Raw genomic sequence first — 21913 nt, forward strand, 5'->3', positions numbered from 1 at the left:
CTTAAGCCACCCAAGTCCCTGCCATATCTAATTCAAAGAAAGAGTCCACACGAACCTGACCGAACTGGCCGAGTTTCAAACCCATATCTTCCACATAGACAATTTCATCAATCTCAGGAGCATCTTGGAAACGACGAACGATCGCTCCTTTTTCTAAAACCTCATCCACAACCGCAGGATAAATTTTTCCAATTCGATTTTGGTGGATGGATTTCAAAGTTTCGAGATAAGCCTCACGAACCAAGTTTACACGGCGTGCAATTTCTTTGTCTTTGATTTGGCCGTCCATGGTCGCACCTTTTGTTCCCTCTTGAGGAGAATAAGGAAAAAGATTTACCTTTTCCGGTTTCACATCTTCGACAAAACGAATGATCTCTTCCACATCTTCCATTGTTTCCCCAGGGAAACCAAGGATGAAGGATGTGCGAATTTCCAATTCAGGCCGAAGGTCCCTTGCTTTTTGGAATAACGATTTGAAGTAAGCGTATTCGCCAGTACGATTCATTGATTTTAAAACAGACTTGGAAACATGTTGTAAAGGGCTTTCCAAATACGGGGCAATTTTAGGAATTTCTTTATAAAGATCGAGTAACTTTTCTGTTTTTTTGTCTGGGTAAAGATAGAGAAGTCTCAAGAGTTCTAATCCTTCTACATCCGCAACAGAACGCACCAAATCCAAAAGTTTGTCCGTGTCTTTTCCATAAAACACAGTGTCTTGCGAAACAAGACAAATTTCTTTGGAACCAGCTCTCACGGCACGTTTTGTTTGTTCTAAAACATCAGAACTTTCTGTATCTCGATACTTTCCTCGTAAATTAGGAATGATACAGAAGTGACAACCTCTGTTACAACCATCAGAAATTTTTACATAAGAATATGGTTTGGAATAGTTCTCAATTCCCTTACTTGTGACAAGCCTTTCCAAAAGATCGGCATTAAATTCAGTTAGGTCTTTGAATTCTAGAGGAAAGTTTTTACGTAAAATCTCCCCAGCTTTATCATATTTACCGGTTCCAAAGTGAAGGTCCACTTCCGGAAGGTCGTCGGAAATTTCCTTTCCGGCACGTTCCGCAAAACAGCCCACAACCACTAACTTTTGTTTGTTCTGTTTTTTGATATCGATGGAATCCAAAATGGTTTGGATGGTTTCTTTGGTGGCATCTTGGATAAAAGTACAAGTATTGACTAAGTGGAAATCGCTGGCTTCAGGACCGGCCGCAGGAAGAAGGCCTTCCTTCAGTAACGACTGATGCATGGCCATCGAATCAACGGTATTTTTAGGACAACCGAGAGTCGTGATAAAAAACGACTTCGGTGTCTCTTCGGTTTTTTCCTTAACCTTGGGCATTATTCGCCTAACTCTCCAATGATGGACTGAGTAGAATCATAAGGATTTGGTTTGCGGATAAAGATTTTTTTGACAAGTTTTCCTGGTTTTCCAAGAACCGAACGTTCTTTCCCGTTTTGAACCATCTCCACGGCCCCACCGTCACCCACTTTGATCTCCAGTCTATCCCGAGCTTCTAAGTGTTTGACTTCGCCGGCAGATACCGGTCCTCGTTCTCCCATCTGACCATCTAACACAAATTCAACATAACTTGGTTTGGAGAAAAAAAGTGTCACTTGGATAGGAACATCGCCTACAGGAGATTTTACGGCTGCCCCTTCTCTTTCTTCTTTTAATGTCACAAGGACTTTGGCTGATTTTTCAGTAACGGCTTGCGTCACCACTCGGATGTCTCGACGAAGAGAGGTTAGTTCCTCAATGCGATATGAAAGGATGGTTTCTTCGCCTTCTGCTGTTTGGAAAAAATATACATTTTTCTCAGGGAAGATATTGAATCCAAGGTTTGCCTTTCCATTAGAAACACCTTTGATGAACATCTTACACTGTTGGTTGTTTACACTAAAACTCACACCGCGGTCTTCGGTTAAGATAAAAGGAACACTAGCGTTTTCTGGAACACTTTGCGATACAAAGTTAATCCCAGAAGGAATGTCGGAACTGGCAACGGTTTCTACAGTAGATCCCACTTCTGTAGTTTCCTCATCGATAGATCCAGATCCTGAGTCTTCAAAACTAATGTAGATGATGTAAGCTGAGATTACAAAAAGAAAAATGGAAACAAGACTTATGATTTTATTGCGATCTAAACTAAAAGCAGTGGTGGTCGGACGAGTGAGCTCTTCGAGGGGAGCTTGTGATTCCTCAATTTGTTCCCCACGGTAAAGATTGAGAAGCATTGCTGTGTCTAGTTTTAAGTAACTTGCATAATTTTTTAGAAAACCAAGGGCAAAGGTTTCTGCAGGGAACTGAGAATAGTCTTCTGTTTCTAAAGCAATGATGTACTTAGCTGCGATATTTGTTTCTTTGGCTACATCTTTGACGGAAAGTTTTTTATCTTCCCTGGCTTCTCTTATGATTTGACCGACTCGTTTTGTATTCAAAATGATATCCTCTTTGCTTAGTTCTCGGATACAAGTGGGTTGTTTACAATTTTGGCGTTCCCACTCATGTGGAAATTGAAAACTCCATCTTGGATTTCTTCAGAAAAATTAATATTGGAAAATGAAATGGTGGTTACTTTCCCACGACCATCGGTAGCCACTGCTTTTTTGATTAAGTAAGATTCGGAATCTACAAAGAGTTTCATCTTTTCAAATCCACCAATCTTTTCTCTTTGGTCGAGATCCAAAACAAAGTATTTGGCCGCGTCCCCCATAGAACGAGGTTGTTCGATGGTATCAAATTTATAATGGTATTTACGAAAAAGACGGTTCAGGCCATCGGGACTGTTTGTGGTAAAAATGGGACCCGAAGTGTTTTTACGATCGAGTGTTAAATCCTGTTTTCCCACAGCACCTAACCTCTTAATAAAGATATGAAGAGTTTTTCCATCAGAAACAATTTCGTCCCCTTCCGGTTCTGCGAAGTTGTATCTAATTTTGCCGGGACGTTTGTAGAAACATTTCCCGCGCATCTGTTTTTCCTTTTTGTTGTCTTCTGTTTTAATGAGAAAATCAGCCGAATAGGAATTGATATCGCTAAAGTTTTTCTTTATCTTTTTGACAACTTCCGAAGGTGAGTGCCAATTGTGAGCCGGACTTGTTTGGGCACCGAGAGTCGTCCCAAATACAAGTAAAAAAGATCCGATCCATACTTTCATAGTTTCCCAGTTTTTCAGACAAAGTTCTCTTGTCGATGATTTACGCTGAACGCAGGATTTCCCGAGGTTTGGCCCCGATTTGTGGGGAAACATATCCCCGCATTTCCATAAGTTCCATAAGCCTTGCGGCTTTGTTGTAACCGATTCTCATTCGGCGTTGGAGGTAACTGGCACTGGCTTTTTTTTCGGTGACAACGATATTCCAAGCCTCGTCAAAAAGTTCTTCATCTTCATCGGAAGCCATTTCGACGTTTGTTTCATCCTCCCAATTCATTTCCACATACGCAGGAGCCCCTTGTTTTTTGGCCTCTTCCACAATGGACTCAATTTCTTTCTCTTCGATAAAGGGAGCTTGGATTCTTTGGAGGTCACTCGATGTCGGAGACCTGTACAAAAAGTCTCCTTTTCCAAGAAGGGTTTCGGCCCCGCTTGTATCCAGAATGGTTCTAGAATCCGTTTTTTGTGCCACTTGGAAGGCCACCCTTGCCGGGCAGTTCGCTTTGATGACACCAGTGATCACATCCACCGAAGGCCTTTGGGTTGCCATCACCAGATGGATCCCGACCGCTCTTGCTTTTTGAGAAATCCTTTGGATTTGTTCCTCGAGATCTTTTCCCGAAACCATCATAAGATCCGCAAGTTCGTCAATAAAGATCACTATGTACGGAAGTTTTTGGAACCCTTTGGCATGGGCATACTCATCCACTTTTTCATTAAAGCTTTTGAAGTCCCTACTTTTCAATTGGGAGATCATTTGGTAACGACTTTCCATTTCTTGGATGGCCCAAGAAAGTGCCTTCGTTGCTTTTTTTGGATCGGTAATCACTGGCATAAGAAGGTGAGGAATGCCTTCATACAGAGTCATCTCCACCATTTTCGGGTCGATCATGATGAAGCGCACTTCTTCTGGGGAACGAGTGCAGATAAGACTTGTGATCATCGCATTGATACTCACTGACTTTCCAGAACCAGTTGTTCCTGCCACAAGTAAGTGAGGAAGTTTAGCAATATCAATCATCACAAGTTTTCCAGAGATGTCTTTTCCAATACAGATCGATAAGTCTTTGGCTTTGTGTTGGAGGATGGTGTCTTTTAGAATTTCCGACAAAAACACATCTTCTCTGATTCGGTTCGGAACCTCAATCCCGATGGAAGCCTTACCTGGAATCGGTGCCACAATCCGAATGTTTTTTACCTCGAGATAGGCCCTAATTTCATCCGAAAGAGATACGATACGGTTGAGTTTGATTCCATTCGGAATGGTGATCTCATAACGCGTGATAATTGGTCCTCTTTCTTTGGTAACGACCTTCGACTCAATTCCAAAATGTCCAGTCGACTCTTCAATTTTACGAGAGATAAGATCTAGTTCGGAATCATTTTTTAGGATATTGGCCACAGGCACTTGGTGAGAAACAAGAAGTCTTGGAGAAATATAATACTTTCCTTTCTTTAATTTAGGTTTCGGAACCATGGAGCCAAACATCAGTTCTTGTTGTTCTACCTTTGGTTCTAGTTTTTTCTTACCGAAATTTCCAGAACTTAGATTGGAACGAACGAGGGGTGAGGCCTCTTCCACGGCCAAAGTTTCGAGAGTTTCTTCTTCAAACTCTTCGGAACGAGAATCCACTTCTTCTGGTGATTCATCATTTTCACCATTTTCACTCGCATCCCAACCGGTTTCTTCCACAAGGGAAAGACGCACCGATTCGGGAATTTGGATGGCTTCTGTTTTCGAGAGAACTTCCTCCTCCTCTTCTGAAGAAGTCAGTAGGTCCGGTGATGATTCCAAGGCTTCTGAATCATCCTCTTCCGATTCATAGTCCTCCGTTTCCTCTTCATAAAAATCAACGGGTGAAGACAAACCGGAAGTTTTGAAAACTGGGTTTTGTCCACCAAACGGAAGTTTGATAGGGTCTAGTTTGGGAAGTTCTAGTTCATTTAAGTCTGCAACTCTGTCTACTTTCGGTTTCCATTTGGCTTCTGGAAATTGAAATAGAATTTTGGATTCACGCACACTTTCCCTTTCTTCCAATTCTTCATTGAGTCGTCTGTTGTCCGTTAGCCTCAGTTTCGAAATTAAGATTTCGTTTCTTTCCACTTCCGCAAGAGAATCCAACTTTGATTCTGATTTTTGGAAACGAAATACCTTTTCAGACGCATCAAAAAAACCTTCAAATTTTGCTGCATTGCGGTAACGAACCGATTGTGTTTTGGGATTGGAAACTTTCGAAATAGAAAAATCATCTCTTTCATTTGATTGTTTTTCTTCGTTTCTGAAACGATCCAAATCCATTCCGGCTCTTTGTGTTTTCCGCCCCAATTTTTCATCGGCAACCACATTCCAGAAATGATTGGCAATGTCTTCTTTGGATTCTTCTTCCGTTTGGACAGAAAACCATTGTTTGCTTCGAATTTCATCCACCGGCGCACGACGAGTGGAAACAACAGAATCCAAAAAACTGGGAAGTCGGAGATGTGGGAGTTCTCTTTGGCCTCCCATCAATCGATAAATTCCATTGGAATATTTATGAATCGCATCAAAAGTAAAAGACCAAGCCCCATCCTCAAGCCAGATCACGGCAAAGTATAAGTATAAAAAGAATACGACGAGGATACGCCCAGTCTCTCCAAAAAGATAAGAAAAAACCCAAGAGAAAAATTGACCGAGAATCCCACCACTGTCCCCTATGTGACCAAGGGGGGTTTCGAGTAGATTCAAACTCACAGTTGTTGCCACAAGAAACAAAGGAAAAAAGAGAGCTTTGCCAAGCCTATCAAAGTCCGGATTTCGTAGTGAAAGAACACCTAACATCAAAACAAAACCCGCAAATAAGAAGGAAGATTTTCCAAAAAGATAAAGGAGGGTGAAGGCGATGTAATGCCCGAGCCTTCCAAACCAATTGAATAGCGACCCATCCTCTCCTTCCTGAAAAGAAAAGAGAGAGAGAAGTAAAAACACACCGGAAAATACTAATAGATAGGGAAGGAAGTCTTTACGTGGCAAAGTCCATTCCCATACGGATTTTTTAGGGTCCATACGGGAAATATCGGCCGGTTTTGAGACATAGATAGAAAAAAAATGGAAGCCGAAATACAGAACTTAAAGGTAGAATTTTACCCCTTAAAGTTCGTAAAATTGGCGTCAAAATTGAAATTTGCGTTCCGAATGGCTGCCATTACCTCTTGTAAATCATCCTTTTTTTTGCCCACAACCCGAACCGATTCGCCCTGGATGGTGGCCTGGACTTTCAATTTTTGGTCTTTGATGAGGGTTGTGATTTGTCTCGTTTGTTCTTTGTCCAAACCGTTTTGAATCTTTACCTTTTGGCGGACCGTCTGTCCTGTAGCTGGCTCAATTTTGGACTCAAAATCAAAGGCTTTGAGGCTAATTCCCCTTTTGGCCATTTTGGTCGTTAGGACATCGATCACTTGTTTCAGTTTGATCTCATTTTCCGAGGTCAAAACCAAGGTATCTTCGGTGAGTTTGATCTCGGAATTGGAACCCTTAAAATCAAATCTGGTTTGGATTTCGGTCATGGCTTGGGCCACGGCATTTTGTAATTCCGGTCTTTCGATTTTTGATACAATGTCAAATGATGGATCTTGTGCCATACATTCCTCCTAACTCTTTCCTATTATCCTAAACTCTTTTTGGCAAGTCCCAATGCAAATTCCAAAGCGGACTTTAGGTTTTCTGGTTTTTTACCACCACCTTGCGCCATATCTGGTCTCCCACCACCTTTCCCATCTAACAAAACTAAGGTTTCTTTCAAAAGATCTCCACAGTGGATTCCTCTTTCATTGAGTACCTTATTGCACATAAAAACAAGGGAACTTGTGTCACCCTCTACCGATCCAAATAGACAAAGGATTTCTGGTTCTTTGGCTTTGAGGCTATCGGCCAAATCCTTTAGGGACTTGGCGTCTACAGAAGTGAAAACTTCAGTCACCACTTTTCCCTTGGACAAAGAAACTGCCTTTTTCAGAAGTCCATCCACAAGTTCCGGATTCATTTGGAAACTGAGTTGTTCCTTCTTCTTTTTGGCTTTAAACAGGGCACTGGATTTTTCTTCGAGTTCCGTCTCCAAATTTTCGCGTAATTTACGCAAAAATTCTACCGCAGCATTCCCTTTTTTGGAAAATAAACTCTGAAGGTCTTCGGGGGCAGGAACCTCTGTAGAAATTCCAAATTCTTTTAGATCACCAAACGTTTCTTTGGCGTTTAAGTTATGGGTTTCTACTTTTGCAGCCAAGGTTTGAAACTGGGACAAAAAATATTCGATGACCGCTTCGCCACAAATCGCTTCTACCCTTCTATTTCCCGCACCGGGACTTCCTTCTTTGATGATGGCAAAATATCCAATTTCTTTTGTGTTAGAAACATGAGTTCCTCCGCAGAATTCTTTGGATTTATCGCCCATAGAAATCACACGAACCAAATTTCCATACTTCTCATCAAACATAGACAAAGCACCGGACTGTTTTGCGGCATCAATATCTAAAACTTCTGTTTTCACTGAGATCTGTGCATTCACGGCATCGTTCACATCTTTTTCGATGGAGACAATTTCTTCTTCCGAAAGAGCCTTAGGATGGGAAAAATCAAAACGTAGATAATCAGAAGAAACAATCGAACCTTTTTGAGCCACATGGTTCCCTAGAATGCGACGGAGTGCCCCATTTAACAAGTGTGTGCCGGAATGGTGATTGGCTAAGTTTTGCCGACGTCCCGTATCAATTTCCGCTTCGATTAAATCACCAACAGAAATATTGCCTTTTAGAATCACACCGAGATGGAGGAAGGTTTCGTTTTCTTTTTGGGTGTCCTGGACTTGGAACTGGAAACCTTCTTTTTTTAGATAACCCCAGTCTCCAATCTGACCACCACCCTCTGCATAAAACGGGGTTTGATCCAAGACCACAACCGCTTCCTCTCCTTGTTTTGCCGAAGCCACAGACTTACCGTCTACAAAGAGATAGATTACTTTTGCCGAGGTTTTTGCGGCAGTGTATCCCAAAAATTCTGTTTTGAGTTCGGGACTTGCCGAAAGACCAGTTAGGTATTGGACTTTTTTTCCTTTCCAACTAGCACGGGAAAGGTCACGGTCTTTTTCTAGTTCTTCTTCAAATCCTTTGTCATCAAAACCAAATCCCCGATCCTCTACAAGTTCCTTGGTCATCTCACGAGGAAACCCGTAAGTGGAATACAACCGAAAACCTTCTTTCCCGGTAACAACAGTTTGGTTGTTTGATTTTAAATGATCCAAAAGGGATTCTAATTCTTCGAGTCCTACTTCTAAGGTATGAAGGAAAAGGTCCTCTTCTTTTTTTAAGATGGATTCAATGTCTTTCGCTTTGTCTTTCAGTTCTGGATACCGAACCGAATACAAATCCTTTAGAGTAGGAATGAGTTTGTATAAAAACGGTTCGTGGATTCCGAGTTTTCTTGCGAAGAGTGATGCCCGACGAATGAGACGTCTTATCACATACCCACGTCCCGTGCGGTCAGGATAGATTCCGTCACCAAGCGAAAAGAATACGGAACGAGAATGATCCGTAATCACTCGAAAAGATTGTTTTGTGGATTCGTCGTAAGTTTTGCCGGAAAGTGATTCAATTTTTCGAATGATGGATTTTAATTCATCTGTATCATAGACCGAATCCACTTCTTGTAATAACATGGCCACTCGTTCCAGTCCAGAACCTGTATCAATTCCGGTTTGTTTTAAAGGAAGGAGTTCCCCGGAAACCGTTTGGTTAAATTGGTTAAATACTAAATTCCAATATTCTAAATAACGATCACAATCACATCCTGGTTTACAATTTGGATTGTTTCCACAATTCGGACCACCTTTTTCGGGACCACGGTCCAAATACAATTCCGAACATGGACCACAAGCCCCGCTATCTCCCGCAGGTCCCCAAAAATTATCTTTTTTTCCGAGCCGAACAATCCGTTCTTCTGGAATGCCCGCATCCATCCAAATCTTTTTAGCTTCATCATCATCTAGGTAAATGGTCACCCAAATTTTATCTTTGGGGATATGTAAGTGGTTGAGTGAAAAATCTAATGCGTATTCAATGGCCTCTTTTTTGAAATAATCTCCAAAGGAGAAGTTACCGAGCATCTCAAAGAAGGTACAATGCCTTTCCGTTTTACCGACTACTTCCAAATCTGTGGTGCGAACACATTTTTGCACCGAAGCCGCTCTTGTGTAAGGTAGCTCGACTGCTCCCGTAAATAGAGGTTTGAATTGAACCATTCCGGCGGTTGTAAATAAAAGAGTGGGATCACCCTTAGGGATGAGGCTAGAAGAAGGCACGATGGTGTGGCCTTTTTCTTTAAAGTAATTGGTATACAACTCAGCAATTTCGCGGACAGTTTTCGACATCATACACTTACAGCGAAATCGGTTTCACCTCCTAGGGCAAGGAAATTAGAAGTTAACTCTCCCGTAATTCCTTGTATTGGAGAAAAGAAAACAAGGCAAAACAGAGAAATACCCCACCTAAAATTCCAAAGGTTAACTGCATACCAATGGTGTCGGCAAGCAGGGCGGAAAAAAATCCAGACACTGCCGGTGTGAATTGGAAACAAACTGTATAAAGCGAAAGGATTCGTCCTCGGATTCCATCTTCGGCCCGTTTTTGTAAAATGGCAGGAAGAAGACTAGAAACCACTCCTCCCGAAACTCCAAAACAAAACAAAAAGAAAGAGGTAGCAGAGGCTTTTCCAAAAGGAACAAAACCCAAAAAGAAAATAGAGGAGAGGGTAAACACAATCAGTAAAACAAGGCCCTTTCTTTCCAGGTGGTGGAAAAGGATGGTAAGAACTCCTCCGAAAAATAACCCAGGCCCTAAAAATACAAGAACGGTTCCCCGAGCTAGCTCTCCAAGCCCCAACTCATTGCGGACATATTTAGGAAGGATGACTTGGATGGGACCAAGTGCAAGCATACTAAGAACTGCCATGTACATCACTTGCCTGGAAACCGAATCTACTTTTAGAAATTCCAATACCGTTTTAAGATTGGCGGAGAGAGAGGGAATCTTATCCAACTTTGAACCTTTCGAACCAATATTTGCGTAATGACTTTTACCATCATAACGTAACAAAGTAAAGGCGATCATTGAAAGTAAATGGAAAGATGCCAAAACCAAAAATAAACGAGGATAGTCATTTCCTTCCCGAAACCAACCGACACCCAGAGGGCTCATTCCAAAAGCAAAGATGAGAAGTAAGTTCCCGGCAATGGTATGAAAGACCAACCGATGTGATTCCATCACCTCTCGTAAAATCGCCATTCGTCCCGGAAGGACAGTAGTCATTCCAATCCCATTCACAAAAGCCAATGGCAATAAAAATAATGGATGGTTATGAAAAAACTCGGTGCAAACACCTAACAGAAAAGCGGAGATAAAAAGAAAAAACTGAAAACTCACCACCACCCATTTTTTGGAATAATGATCGAGTAAGTAACCTGTGTATAAGAAAAAAATAGGAAAGGGCAAAAATAGAAAAAAGAAAACGATCCCTGAGAATCCCTTCACAGCATCTAAGGTTTGGCAAAAAATTACAATAGAATATAAAAAACAACTACTGGCAAAGGTACCAATTGCGAAGGCAAAATAAAATACAAGTTGGTTCAAAGAAGGGTACCTACCTAAAAAAAAAGCCTCCCATTTCCAGGAGGCTTTGGTTCGGAAAAAAAAGAGGATTTCCGATTAACGTTTTGAGAACTGAGTTCCTCGACGAGCTTTGTGTAAACCGTATTTTTTACGTTCCACCATACGACTATCTCGAGTGAGAAAACCTTCTTTTTTCAAAGCAGGTTTAAAAGCCTCATTAAAAGCAACAAGTGCACGAGCGACAGCATGTCGGATTGCTCCCACTTGGCCTACCACTCCACCACCAGATACATTAAGTGCAATGTCATATTTGTCACGAGCTTCTAAAATGAAAAGAGGCTCGAGAGCACGGCGAACTAGGTGATCTCCGTTTTTGATGTAATCATTTACATCTTTATGGTTTACAGTGATTTTACCTGTTCCAGATGCGATTTTTGCACGTGCAACAGATGTTTTACGACGGCCTACTGCCCAAATTGCTTTTTGCGCCATATTATTTCAACTCCAGTTTAAGGGGCTTTTGAGCTCCCAAGTTGTGGTCATTACCTGCGAACACGCGGCAATTTCTCAACATTTGATCACCTAACTTAGATTTAGGTAACATTCCTTTAACAGCTTCCATGATCACTCGTTCAGGATTTTCTTGAATGAGTTTATGGAATGCAATTGCAGTCATACCACCTGGGTAACGTGAGTGATGATAGTAAATTTTTTGTTCTCTTTTGCGGCCAGTGACTGCCACTTTAGATGCATTAACGATAATGATATTATCTCCGCAATCCTGGTTAGGAGTGAAGGTAGATTTGTGTTTTCCGCGAAGTCGGGAAGCTACTTGACTTGCCAATCTTCCGAGAGTCTTATCAGTTGCGTCCACAACAAACCACTGTTTTTGTACGGCTTCTTTTGCGATAGAAGGGGTCTTGTGGGCTTTAGACAATAGTTCCATAAGTACGAGATTTTCCTCTTTTATGTCAGGATTTTCGGTTTTCACACCGGGTCAAACAAATTTATTGGATGTAAGCCTTGAAAGAATCCGAAATTATACGAACTTTGTTTGGAACCACTCCTCCCCCTGAGGATGATTGTTATTTTTTGGCCCCGAACCGGCTCGTGACAACAGATTCCCTTTCCGAAGGCACTCATTTCCTCCATGAGTGGTCCTCTGCCCCTATTTTAGCAAGAAAACTTGTCGAAGTCAATGTCTCCGACATCACAGCCTCTGGAGGGAGACCGAAAGAATGTTTTCTAAATCTGGGACTATCTCCCCTCTCCCGTAAAAAGGAATGGATCCGCGCCTTTTCCAAAGAACTTCGTAAATCTTTAGATCAATATGGAATGAAACTGGTGGGGGGCGACACATTTTCTGCCTCCAAAACCCAGCTCACACTTACGGTTGTGGGGACGGTGGAAAAACCCTGGCTTCGTTCTGGGGGAAAACCGGGAGACTATCTCTATATCACAGGGTCACTCGGTAAAAGCCAACTCGGCCTTCAGGTTTTGAAAAAAAAATCCAAGGACAAACGATACCAAGAAACAATCGCCCATCACCTTTCTCCTAAATCTCGTTATGCGATACTAAATTCTCTCAAAAAATTCCAGATCCATGCCTGTATGGACATTACGGACGGTCTCATCCAAGACGCAGAAAGGTTGGCGACAACCTCGAAAGGAAAACTAAAAATCCAAGTGGAATCGATTCCTTTGGATCCTTTGGCCCTGTCAGAACTCGGATTTGATTTATGTTTAGGTTCAGGAGAAGAGTTGGAACTTTTGTTTTTATCTCCCGAAATTTTGCCGACAGATCTTGCCGGAATTCCCGTAACCATGGTGGGAAAATTGGAAAAAGGAAAACCGGGAGTGCAATTTAGGAAAGGTGGAAAAATCTATGTACCAAAGTCTCGTGGGTTTCTTCATTTCACTGAAGAGGAATAAGGTAAAAAAATCCTAAACTCAATCTTTGACTCTTTCGTGTTGTTCCTATGATCGATAATGTTGAATGCGGAAATCGATCCACCGAATTTTTGTAATGTTTGTCGAACAAAACTAAGTCCGATTCCGTAATCAAGCGAGCCATGTTTTTCATAAATATTCTTATTCAATCGAAAAAAAGGTTCGAATATTAATTCTAAGTATTCATTGGGAATTCCATCTTTCATTTGAAAATCGTCGCTGAATGAATTTACAATAGATAACCGAAACCCCTCTTTACTTGATTGAAACATAGTATAAATCTTACTTGAAAAGGCAGAAAACCTCATTGCATTGAGTAACAATTCATAAAACACATTATGGAAATAATTTTGGTTCCAAACGATAGTATTTTCATCCAAATACTTTGGATCGATTTCTCCCATAGAGAAAGATTGTTCTTTGAGCGAAAATAGATGACTCATTTCAGATTTAACATCTAAGAGTTCTTTTAGAACTTGGTTCGGGGTAGCCGATTGTGCAGGTATGCGATCAAAGATTACATCTTCAATTTCAGTAAATCTATTTAATACTTTTTTGGAATAGTTAGCATTTTCCTCCAGTAAATCTAAAATATCTTTATCCAAAATAAAGTTTCCATTCGGAGCTTTTGGCATCACTTTAATGATATCGATAATCTGTGTGAGAATTCCAAATCCGGCACCTTGAGCCAAACTGGTCCGAAGTCCATAAAACAAGTTTTTATGCATGTCTTGTGTATTTAGATCACCTTTTTTTAGGCTATGATTCTTATAACTATACCAATCTAAAAGTTTCTCAAGAGATATAATCTTTTCTCTTTCATATTCCGAATATTGATATTCCTTATCTTTATTGGAAAGTTGGTATTTGATTCTAGAGATAAGTTCAGCCGGAATGACTGGCTTAATGATATACTCTTGAACATGTTCTTTCATCACTTCGATGATCGATTTTGGATCTTCTGTCGATGTTATGACAATGATCGGAATGGACTTGTTTATCTTTCGAATCTCCCGAACAAATTCCAAACCATTACCATCTGGTAATTGTAAATCTGTTAATATCACACTTTCTGATAAAAAATGATTGGCTTCGATGTAATCCAAAGCGGTTTTTATTTCTGCAAAACTCGTGACTTCCATTCCCTGTTTTTGAAGTAATCCACTATAAAGAAGGGAAATGGTTGGATCATCTTCGAGAAGTAATACTTTTGTTAGTGTTTGCAGTTTTTCCATCGGTACATCCGACGAAAGAATAGAAAAAAAGGTAAGGTGGGAAAACCTTACCTCTTCAATTAGTTATGTTTCTTCTGAGTCAGAATCAGAGGTCTGTCGATCGGAAGCGGAACCTGGTTGTTTGCCAGAGTCTGATTGGTTTCCGTCTTGAACATTGTTCTGATTTTGTGAACCACCACTTCTTCTGTCTCTATGTTTCTTTCTAGGAGGACGTTTTTTGTTCGGTTCTTTTTTACGATTCTGTTGTCCGAACTGATGGCTATCAGGTTTCGGTCTTTGTCGTAAAGAGATTTCCCAAAAGAAAGCAGTTTGTACTGCCGATTCGTTTCCTTCCGAAATTGCTACGATCTTGTAGACCATAAACGCATCGTAGAAATAGTCCTTTTTCTTGAAAAAAGAGTTTTGTTTTTCTTTTTCATCATCAGTGACTTGGAAACGAGGTTGGCTAATAAATATTTTTACCAAATTGTCTTGTTCGCGTTTAGGAATTCCCATACGTTCAAAAACAGGTTGGAGGTTTTCTTTAATGTTATGCGCTAGATGCCCTCGGTCATTTTCATAAAGATCTTTGATGATATCATAGAAAATTAACGAATAAAAGATAGCAGGTGTCATCTCTTCTCGGGCAGAAAGGAGTTTGTCAGTGACTGCGAGTCTTTTCCCAAGTGGTGTTTCCATAAAATGTTCACGCCACTCTACATCTGTTTTCTTTAGTTTATCTGCAGGTTCTTTGAATAAAACATCAAGCAAATGATTCTCGGCAAGGCCTTCGAAAATAATCGAAGTCTTCCAAGTTCTAAACATCTTGTTGTATTCTTCTAAAAGTCTTGCTGTGGACGACTTATCAAGTTCCAACCGGTTCTTTTTGATTGCCAGTTTGGTTTTTTTCTCGATGTCGAGTCCAAGTAAAACAGAAAACTTAACAGCTCGTAACATACGAACCGGATCTTCTTTGAAGGAAATATCTGGATCACCAATGACCCGAACGATTTTCTTTTGAATGTCTTCAAATCCACCAACGTAATCCAAAATGGAATCGTTTTTAGGATCGTAAAACAAGGAGTTAATGGTAAAGTCGCGTCTTGCCGCGTCTTCCTTTGCTGTACCGAAGGAATTGTCCCGTTTGATGAGATAATCGTTGTCTGCTTTGTGTTTTTCCAAACGATGTTCCGGTAGTGATCGGAACGTAGATACTTCAATAATTTTACCTTTAAAAATGATATGTACAATTTTAAATCGTTTACCGATGATTCGGCAGTTATTGAAGACCCTTTTGATTTGGTTGGGAGTCGCACTTGTGACTATATCAAAGTCTTTCGGGCGTTTGCCCATAAGCAGATCTCGGACCCCTCCACCGACTAAATAGGCCTTGTAACGAAACTTGTTCAATCGATTGATGATTTTGATGGCATCTTCATCGATATTGGCCCTGCGGATAGAATGGGATTCTCGATAGTATCTCTTTCCCTCGGGGTACATCAAAAAGGAATCGACAGAGTCGGCTTTCTTTCTGAAAAGAGAAGTGAGAAATTTAAACATATTGGATTCATCCACTTTCCCCTGAAAAATGGCATGGGCAAGGAAAAAATTGGCGGAATAACGAACATTGGCAGAAACTTACGTCACAACCGCCTACGAAAGGCTCCAAATTGCACACTTACGTTGGCGAAAGCGCCTCCAAAAGTGGATTTCCCGCAGTCGGGAGAAAGTGAGCTTCGTCCTCATCCCGAATGATGAAAAAGCTTTGGCCCAAATTGAGATCTCAGTCGGGATGCTTGGGTTTTTATTTGGCCTTTCCCTCTCGCTTGTCCTACTTTCTTTCGGCCTTCTTTTTTATTTTTCCTTTTTATTTGACCGAGATCTCTCTTTGGAGAAAAAAACGGAAACCCAACTGGTCTCCTTTTTGTTTTATGATCTACTATCGCAAGACCTAAGAGATTCCGTAGAAGAACTAGAATCCACAGCGGAGTCTTTGAATCTCCTTGCTTGGGAAGAAATTCCAGAAAAGGAAATGATCACCCAAGATTATTTATTAAAAGAAGAGTTCCGCAAAGATGCAAGTGAACTTGATTCTAATCTGTTGTTATTCCAACAAGTAGTTACCACCTATACACAGTTTGGTGTAAGGTTAGGGAATCTCGTTCCCAATTTTCAAAATGCCATTGATTATCTTTCCATGAGAGAAAGTATTTTTTATTCTATGCCGAGAGGCCGTCCCCTAAAACCAGGTGTGGGTGTTGTGACATCCACCTTCGGGTATAGAAGTGATCCTTTTGGAATTTTACCGGTGGGTGAGTATCATTCAGGCATTGACTTTGCTGCGGGTGAAGGAACCCCCATCTATGCCACAGGTCCCGGAATCATTGCTGTTGATACCGCTGTCGGAGGTCTTGGAAAATCAGTTCGGATCAATCATGAAAATGGATTTTTTACTCTCTATGGCCACTGCTCTCTCATTTTAGTAAATCCGGGAGACCGTGTCAAACGGGGAGATAAAATTGCCCTTGTAGGACAAACGGGAAAGGCAACGGGAGCTCACGTTCACTATGAAGTGCGAATCGGTCTTGATGCACCACTCGATCCAGAAGAATACATTAACTTAGATTAAATGAAATAGAAAGGATTGGTTCGAACCCTTGTTTGTTGGAAATCCAACAGAGACAAAGGTCGAACCAGTTCGAAATAGAATCTTAGAATTTTCCGATTAAGTTAAAATCAACCGAATACACACCAGCTCCACCAGCCACTAGGGCGATAAGAAGACCACAAGCAAGAATATGGAACTCATATCCTTCTCCTTTTTGGTTTCCATTCCAATTGATAAAAAATCCGTTTTGTCTGTGGGCAAGGACAGCAGCACCAATCATAATGATAGCGATAGAAGCCGCAGCAAACTTAGTTAAAAAACCCACAAGTAGGAGCACTGGTCCAAAAGATTCACCGAGAATGATAAGAACTGCAAGGATTCCTGGAAACTTCATTGTTCCCGTAAAAAACCCGTAAGTTCCTTTGAATCCGTATCCACCAAACCAACCGAGTAGTTTTTGGGCACCGTGTGGGAAAATCACAACAAAAGCTGTGATGCGTAAGATAAGAGGGATAATATCCCCTGATGTAGAAAATAGGGTATCGAACATTTGGTTCTCCTTAAATCAACAAGAGATAGTTTAATATTAAACTATCTAGAGTCAACCTAATTTTTTACTAAATTTAACGGTTTCCCCGGTCCGAAATTCTCCTTTCCCCTTTTAGCCTAAATTTTACCCTTTCCCCTATGTTAGATCGAATTCCGATTCCGAATCCCTTTGGCTGGGAGGGTTTATCCACTTTCAGCCTTCTCATGATGTTGGCCTTTCTTGTTGGTTCTTACCTTCTCCCGAAGGAGTTGGAAAGAAAAAAGTTGGATCCGAGCCACTCGGACTGGCTGATTTTTCTTGGGATTTTAGGTACCTTAGTTGGTGCCAAAATTTTCTTTATCTTCGAAATTTGGGACCAAGTGTTTATAGATGTTCCGGGATACGACGGGCAGTATACTTACCCCCTCACCCACTGGAATGGATTTCCAGGACACCCTGGACTTTGGTCTTCTTTATTTAGCGGTGGTGGACTTGTATTTTTTGGAGGCCTTCTCTTCGGCTGGCTTTTCATCACTCTCTATTTTCGTCACCACAAACTAGACATCGGTTCCTATTACGATGCAGTGATTCCTGCGATTAGCATGGGTTATGCGATAGGTAGACTTGGATGTTTTGTGAGCGGGGATGGCTGTTACGGTTTTGCTACGGATGCGAGAATTCCTTTTTTCGTATTTGATTTCCATGGCGCCCACCCTTCCGGTGTTCCCGTTTGGAATACACCTGTGATGGAATCCATTATGGCATTCGGATACTTTGCCTACTTTCAATTTTGGGCAAGGTACCAAAATTTTCGTAAATGGAGTATCGGTGCACAGTTTCTCATCATCCATGGATTTGCAAGACTCATTATCGAGTTCTTACGTGTAAACAAAGCGGTCATTCCATTTATCGACCCGCCTACTCTTGTTAACATTCCTGATGCCAACGGAAACCCAACATTCCTTACTGGATACTACTGGCATGGTTTTTCTCAGTCACAGTATATTTCTATTGCACTTATCCTCTTTGGTGTGTATCTCATGATTTCTAAAAAACTTTGGCTAAAGGAAAAAACAAACGTATGAACCCTTCTCCATTTTTTGAAATTGAAAAGAGAAAAAACGTAGCCATCCTTTGGTTAAACCGTCCCGAAAAACGGAATGCCATGAATTGGCCTTTTTGGCGGGATCTTCCCGACATGGTGGATGAGATCAATGTCGACCCGCAAATCCATTGTTTTGTGATCGCAGCGAAGGGGAAATCCTTCTCTACTGGCCTTGATTTGGAAGAATTCTTTTTAGAATTCAAATCAGTGTTCCAAGGAGAATTTGCAGATGGTCGGGAAAAACTCTACCAACTCATCCTTACGATGCAAAAAGGAATCAATGCCATCTACAATTCCAAAAAACCGTCCATTGCACTAGTTCAAAAACACTGTATTGGTGGTGGACTGGATTTAGTTTCCGCATGTGATATTCGTTATGCGTCAAAGGATGCGAGTTTTTCACTTAGAGAATCCAAAGTCGCCATAGTCGCCGATATGGGATCTTTACAAAGACTTCCTCACCTGATTGGAAATGCCCATACAAGAGAGTTGGCTTTGACCGGAAAAGATATCAGTGCAGAGGAAGCTCTTGAGATGGGACTTGTGACAAAGGTCACAGAAGACTTTGATTCCCTACTCCAAGCCGGATTAAAAACCGCGGAAGAAATTGCAGAGAACCCGACCATCGTAATTCGCGGGGTCAAACAAGTCCTAAACCATGGAATTGGAAAGACTATCGAAGAGGGATTAGATTATGTAGCTGTTTGGAATGCGAGTATGCTTGATTCCAAAGACTTTCGTTCGGCCATTGGTGGGTTTATGGAAAGAAAACGACCAGTTTTCAATCCAGAAACCCGGGTAGACTAACTAACAGTAGATGTCGAGTAACCGTTCGCTTTTTGCTACTGGGCCTACTTTTTCTTCCGCAGCCAACTTCATGAGTTTCTCTGACAGTTGGTTTTGGGCCTGGAAAATTTCCTTCGGCAAATTGACGACCGAGTTAATAGGTGTAGATGGAACCATAATAGGACCTCCTTTTACAATCTTTACTCCCTATTCTACCCATCGGCGAATCCCTTATTTCCTGAAGTAAAAAACGTCGTATGAGTTCTTTTTTTTCCCTGATCCGTGAAGCCAAACTCCTGGAAGAAGAAAAGGAATTCACACGTGCGTTTAATGTTTATGCCCAGAGTGAGTCGCATACAACCGACGAATCGACTCTCATCAAAATCAAAGCCAAAAAAGCTTGGTGTTTGTATGCTGTTGGAAATCCGAAAGAAACGGAATCGTTATTCCAAGACATCATCAAAAATTACCCCTCCCACCCTTTAAGTATTACTGTATATTCTCGTTATCTGATCAAATTAAAGAAATTTAAATCTGCGAAAGTTTTACTCCAAAAAAGTATTACCTATTTTCCTTCTTATTTAGAAAACTACCTACTCCTCGCCTCTCTTCTGAAAGATATGGAACGTTCCGAAGAGGCGATCAAAGTTTTAAAAAAAGCTCTTTCGCAAGAACATTTAAGTAATGGCCGAGGGATTGATCGTAAAGACATTTGGGCGGAACTTGGGTCTTTGTATTTTTCTCGTGGAGATTTTAATTCGGCACTAGCATCTTTAAAGAAGTCTCTTAGTATGGTGGAACCAGAAGAGTTCCTAGATTATGATCTCTTAGCTTTATGTTATTTGGATGCGGAAGATCCAGAAAATGCACTCACATCCATTAAGACCCATATCCAGTATTGTAAAGAAATTGATCCGGAAACACTGATCATCTTAGCTCGGGCCCATTGCCGGTTGGGTAAGTTGGAAGAGGCTGCAAACAACCTCATCCAAGCCTATTCCATTGAAGATTCCTTATATTTAAAAGCAGCCGATTTTATCGACTTTGCTCCCCTACTGAGAAACGGTTTTTTTACAACCTTGGAGAACATTGAATGGGAAGAACCATAAAACAAGAGTTTGGTTCACTGGAAGAAGAAATTCTATACGTAAAAACAATTCTATCAAAAGAACGAGAATACGAACGTTCTTTATTTTTGGAAAAAGGTTCGGATGCCAAAGCCATTAAATCCGCACTATTGGAAGATTTGCGATTCGTTGTGGGTAATACGTGGAGAGCAGAATTCCAAATCTCTCCTTCCACAAAAGCAAAAGAATGGTTAAAACCAGGAATTCCCGTCCTACTTAAATGCGAATCAGAAACCATATTTGGAAATATCTACCGGGTTTCTGATACGAAGCTCACCATCCAAGTCCGAGGAGACTATGAATGGGAAGACCAAGAATTCCAAATCTCCAAATGGTTCCAAGAATCTACCTATGATTTGTATAATGAAATCATTACCAAAGTTTTAGAAGATAAAGAAAGTTTATCGCATAAAAAACTCAATTGGATTTTGGGTTTTGGACTCGGGGAAAAACCAACACCTCCCAAGGCCGGCCAGGGCAAACCACCGATAGAGAGAATCTTTCAAATGAATGATTACGGAGTTGTTTTCGGACCTCCAGGAACCGGGAAAACCACCTTACTGATGCAAGCTGTAGAGGAGATTAAATCTAGGAATGAATCAGTATTAACCCTTTGCCCCACAAACTTTGCTTGCGATTATATTGTAGAGCTTGCACAAAAAAAAGGGATTCGTGTGATTCGGTTGGGTAACTCCACCAAAATCAAAGAGGATGTTTTGCCCCACCATATCGACCACCTCATCCAAACACATTCCGACCAAAAACAAATTCATAACTGGCAGACCGAACTAAAGGTACTTCAGAAAAAAGCCAACTCTTGGAAACGTAATTTTGGAAAAGAAGAAAGAGAAGAAAAAAAGGCACTCCGTAAAGAAGCTAAGTTTTTACTTTCTACTATCAGAGAAGCAGAATCGAATATTCGCACCAAGTTACTCGACAATGCCGAACTGATCGTATCTACCTTTTCGGGCTTTGGAAATGAATTCAAAAAAGGAAGAGAGTTTGATTTTGTATTCGTAGATGAAGCCACACAAAGTTTGGACCCCGGATGTTATATGGCTCTCTATGCGGGAAAAAAAACATTCTTTTTTGGAGATCCCAGACAACTCGGTGCAAGTTATTCTCACCCTGACCACCAAACCATTCCTAGTTTTTTAGAAAAGGCAGTGGCCTTTGATTCTGGAGAACGGATTTTATTTTTAGAAAAACAATTCAGGATGAAACCGGAAATTCTTGGGTTTCCCAACCAAACCTATTACGAAAGTAAAATCCTCACCCATCCCGACGCAAAATGGACTTCCTCCCTTGATATCTCGAAGGTCCTAGGTTCGAATCCACCTATCCTTTGGATCGACACGGCCGGCAGTGATTCCGAGGAAGAAACAGAAGGAGAAGAACCCAGTTTTTTCAATCACACAGAAATCCAGTTGATAGAAAAATTGTTTCACTTAGGAATTCCCAAAGAGTTAACAACGGTAATTTCCCCATACCGAGGCCAAGTGGAAAAGTTGGTAAAAGTATCCGAAGGAAAATGGTTCACCCAAACCATTGACTCTTTCCAAGGAAGGGAATCAGAAATTGTCATCCTTAGTTTGGTCAGGTCCAATCCAGATGGGGAAATTGGTTTTTTACTCAATCCCAAACGTTTGAATGTGGCCCTCACACGCGCCAAATCACATTTAATTCTTATCGGAGATTCAGGAACCCTTTGCCAAAACAAAGAATTCCAAGAGTTGTATTCTTATGTAGAGGCAAACGGAGAGATTCGATCTATCTATGAATTTATGGAATGATT

The 21913-nt window shown here is 41.0% G+C and carries 19 protein-coding genes; 6 read left to right on the top strand and 13 right to left on the bottom strand.

The genetic code is table 11. From position 1 onward, the window contains the following. Window position 1: 1 nt before the first annotated feature. From LEP1GSC199_RS09315 to rplM, 9 genes are all read right to left on the bottom strand, one after another. Complete coding sequence (locus tag LEP1GSC199_RS09315; protein WP_002981576.1) at window positions 2–1348, bottom strand: MiaB/RimO family radical SAM methylthiotransferase; 1347 nt, start codon at window positions 1346–1348, stop codon at window positions 2–4. Further along, the gene (locus LEP1GSC199_RS09320; RefSeq protein ID WP_002981421.1) at window positions 1348–2448 is read right to left on the bottom strand and encodes a helix-turn-helix domain-containing protein; all 1101 of its coding nucleotides are present in this window, start codon (window positions 2446–2448) and stop codon (window positions 1348–1350) included. The genes LEP1GSC199_RS09315 and LEP1GSC199_RS09320 overlap by 1 nt, the downstream gene beginning before the upstream one ends. Window positions 2449–2465: 17 nt before the next feature. Then, window positions 2466–3167: a LolA family protein gene (locus LEP1GSC199_RS09325; protein ID WP_002981564.1), complete on the bottom strand. Its 702-nt coding sequence runs from the start codon at window positions 3165–3167 to the stop codon at window positions 2466–2468. A 40-nt stretch (window positions 3168–3207) separates the two neighbouring features. After that, on the bottom strand, window positions 3208–6207 hold the full coding sequence (locus LEP1GSC199_RS09330; protein ID WP_002981551.1) for a DNA translocase FtsK: 3000 nt from the start codon (window positions 6205–6207) through the stop codon (window positions 3208–3210). A gap of 77 nt (window positions 6208–6284) precedes the next feature. Further along, on the bottom strand, window positions 6285–6782 hold the full coding sequence (locus LEP1GSC199_RS09335) for a YajQ family cyclic di-GMP-binding protein (protein WP_002981194.1): 498 nt from the start codon (window positions 6780–6782) through the stop codon (window positions 6285–6287). Window positions 6783–6805: 23 nt separating this feature from the next. Then, window positions 6806–9565 carry an alanine--tRNA ligase gene (gene alaS / locus LEP1GSC199_RS09340; RefSeq protein WP_002981475.1) on the bottom strand — a complete coding sequence of 920 codons (2760 nt, stop codon included), beginning with the start codon at window positions 9563–9565 and terminating at the stop codon, window positions 6806–6808. Between the two features lie 49 nt (window positions 9566–9614). Continuing rightward, the gene (locus LEP1GSC199_RS09345; RefSeq protein ID WP_002981187.1) at window positions 9615–10820 is read right to left on the bottom strand and encodes an MFS transporter; all 1206 of its coding nucleotides are present in this window, start codon (window positions 10818–10820) and stop codon (window positions 9615–9617) included. Window positions 10821–10895: 75 nt separating this feature from the next. Continuing rightward, the gene (gene rpsI / locus LEP1GSC199_RS09350; RefSeq protein WP_002981674.1) at window positions 10896–11291 is read right to left on the bottom strand and encodes a 30S ribosomal protein S9; all 396 of its coding nucleotides are present in this window, start codon (window positions 11289–11291) and stop codon (window positions 10896–10898) included. A 1-nt stretch (window position 11292) separates the two neighbouring features. Beyond that, entirely contained in the window at window positions 11293–11745 is a 453-nt protein-coding gene (rplM, locus tag LEP1GSC199_RS09355) for a 50S ribosomal protein L13 (protein ID WP_002973943.1), read from the bottom strand. Window positions 11746–11822: 77 nt separating this feature from the next. Between rplM and thiL the strand changes: the two genes are divergently transcribed. Further along, window positions 11823–12731: a thiamine-phosphate kinase gene (thiL, locus tag LEP1GSC199_RS09360; RefSeq protein ID WP_002981494.1), complete on the top strand. Its 909-nt coding sequence runs from the start codon at window positions 11823–11825 to the stop codon at window positions 12729–12731. Here the strand turns inward: thiL and LEP1GSC199_RS09365 are convergent. Further along, complete coding sequence (locus tag LEP1GSC199_RS09365) at window positions 12710–13984, bottom strand: hybrid sensor histidine kinase/response regulator (RefSeq protein ID WP_002981468.1); 1275 nt, start codon at window positions 13982–13984, stop codon at window positions 12710–12712. The genes thiL and LEP1GSC199_RS09365 overlap by 22 nt on opposite strands. A gap of 63 nt (window positions 13985–14047) precedes the next feature. Continuing rightward, complete coding sequence (gene pcnB / locus LEP1GSC199_RS09370; protein WP_002981451.1) at window positions 14048–15523, bottom strand: polynucleotide adenylyltransferase PcnB; 1476 nt, start codon at window positions 15521–15523, stop codon at window positions 14048–14050. A gap of 67 nt (window positions 15524–15590) precedes the next feature. Here pcnB and LEP1GSC199_RS09375 point away from each other — a divergent pair, with 67 nt between their 5' ends. After that, window positions 15591–16592 (top strand): M23 family metallopeptidase, encoded by a 1002-nt coding sequence (locus tag LEP1GSC199_RS09375; RefSeq protein ID WP_002981396.1) that lies wholly within the window; start codon window positions 15591–15593, stop codon window positions 16590–16592. A gap of 82 nt (window positions 16593–16674) precedes the next feature. Here the strand turns inward: LEP1GSC199_RS09375 and LEP1GSC199_RS09380 are convergent, their stop codons facing one another. Further along, window positions 16675–17121 (bottom strand): DoxX family protein, encoded by a 447-nt coding sequence (locus tag LEP1GSC199_RS09380; RefSeq protein WP_002981669.1) that lies wholly within the window; start codon window positions 17119–17121, stop codon window positions 16675–16677. A 137-nt stretch (window positions 17122–17258) separates the two neighbouring features. Here LEP1GSC199_RS09380 and LEP1GSC199_RS09385 point away from each other — a divergent pair, with 137 nt between their 5' ends. Further along, window positions 17259–18185, top strand: a complete 927-nt coding sequence (locus LEP1GSC199_RS09385) for a prolipoprotein diacylglyceryl transferase (RefSeq protein ID WP_002981360.1) — start codon at window positions 17259–17261, stop codon at window positions 18183–18185. Continuing rightward, window positions 18182–19012, top strand: coding sequence for a crotonase/enoyl-CoA hydratase family protein (locus tag LEP1GSC199_RS09390; RefSeq protein ID WP_002981616.1), 831 nt, complete (start codon window positions 18182–18184; stop codon window positions 19010–19012). The genes LEP1GSC199_RS09385 and LEP1GSC199_RS09390 overlap by 4 nt, the downstream gene beginning before the upstream one ends. Here LEP1GSC199_RS09390 and LEP1GSC199_RS21445 read toward each other — a convergent pair whose 3' ends face one another. Next, window positions 19013–19168, bottom strand: a complete 156-nt coding sequence (locus LEP1GSC199_RS21445) for a hypothetical protein (protein ID WP_002981291.1) — start codon at window positions 19166–19168, stop codon at window positions 19013–19015. It abuts the gene before it with no gap. A gap of 80 nt (window positions 19169–19248) precedes the next feature. Between LEP1GSC199_RS21445 and LEP1GSC199_RS09395 the strand changes: the two genes are divergently transcribed. Both LEP1GSC199_RS09395 and LEP1GSC199_RS09400 read left to right on the top strand, forming a co-directional pair. Beyond that, window positions 19249–20100, top strand: coding sequence for a tetratricopeptide repeat protein (locus tag LEP1GSC199_RS09395; protein WP_002981378.1), 852 nt, complete (start codon window positions 19249–19251; stop codon window positions 20098–20100). Then, a complete protein-coding gene (locus LEP1GSC199_RS09400) occupies window positions 20085–21911 on the top strand; it encodes an AAA domain-containing protein (protein WP_002981218.1) in 1827 nt (608 codons plus the stop codon). Before LEP1GSC199_RS09395 ends, LEP1GSC199_RS09400 begins: the two co-directional genes overlap by 16 nt. The last annotated feature ends 2 nt before the right edge of the window (window positions 21912–21913 follow it).

It is taken from the genome of Leptospira vanthielii serovar Holland str. Waz Holland = ATCC 700522 (assembly GCF_000332455.1).
Lineage (GTDB): Bacteria > Spirochaetota > Leptospiria > Leptospirales > Leptospiraceae > Leptospira_A > Leptospira_A vanthielii.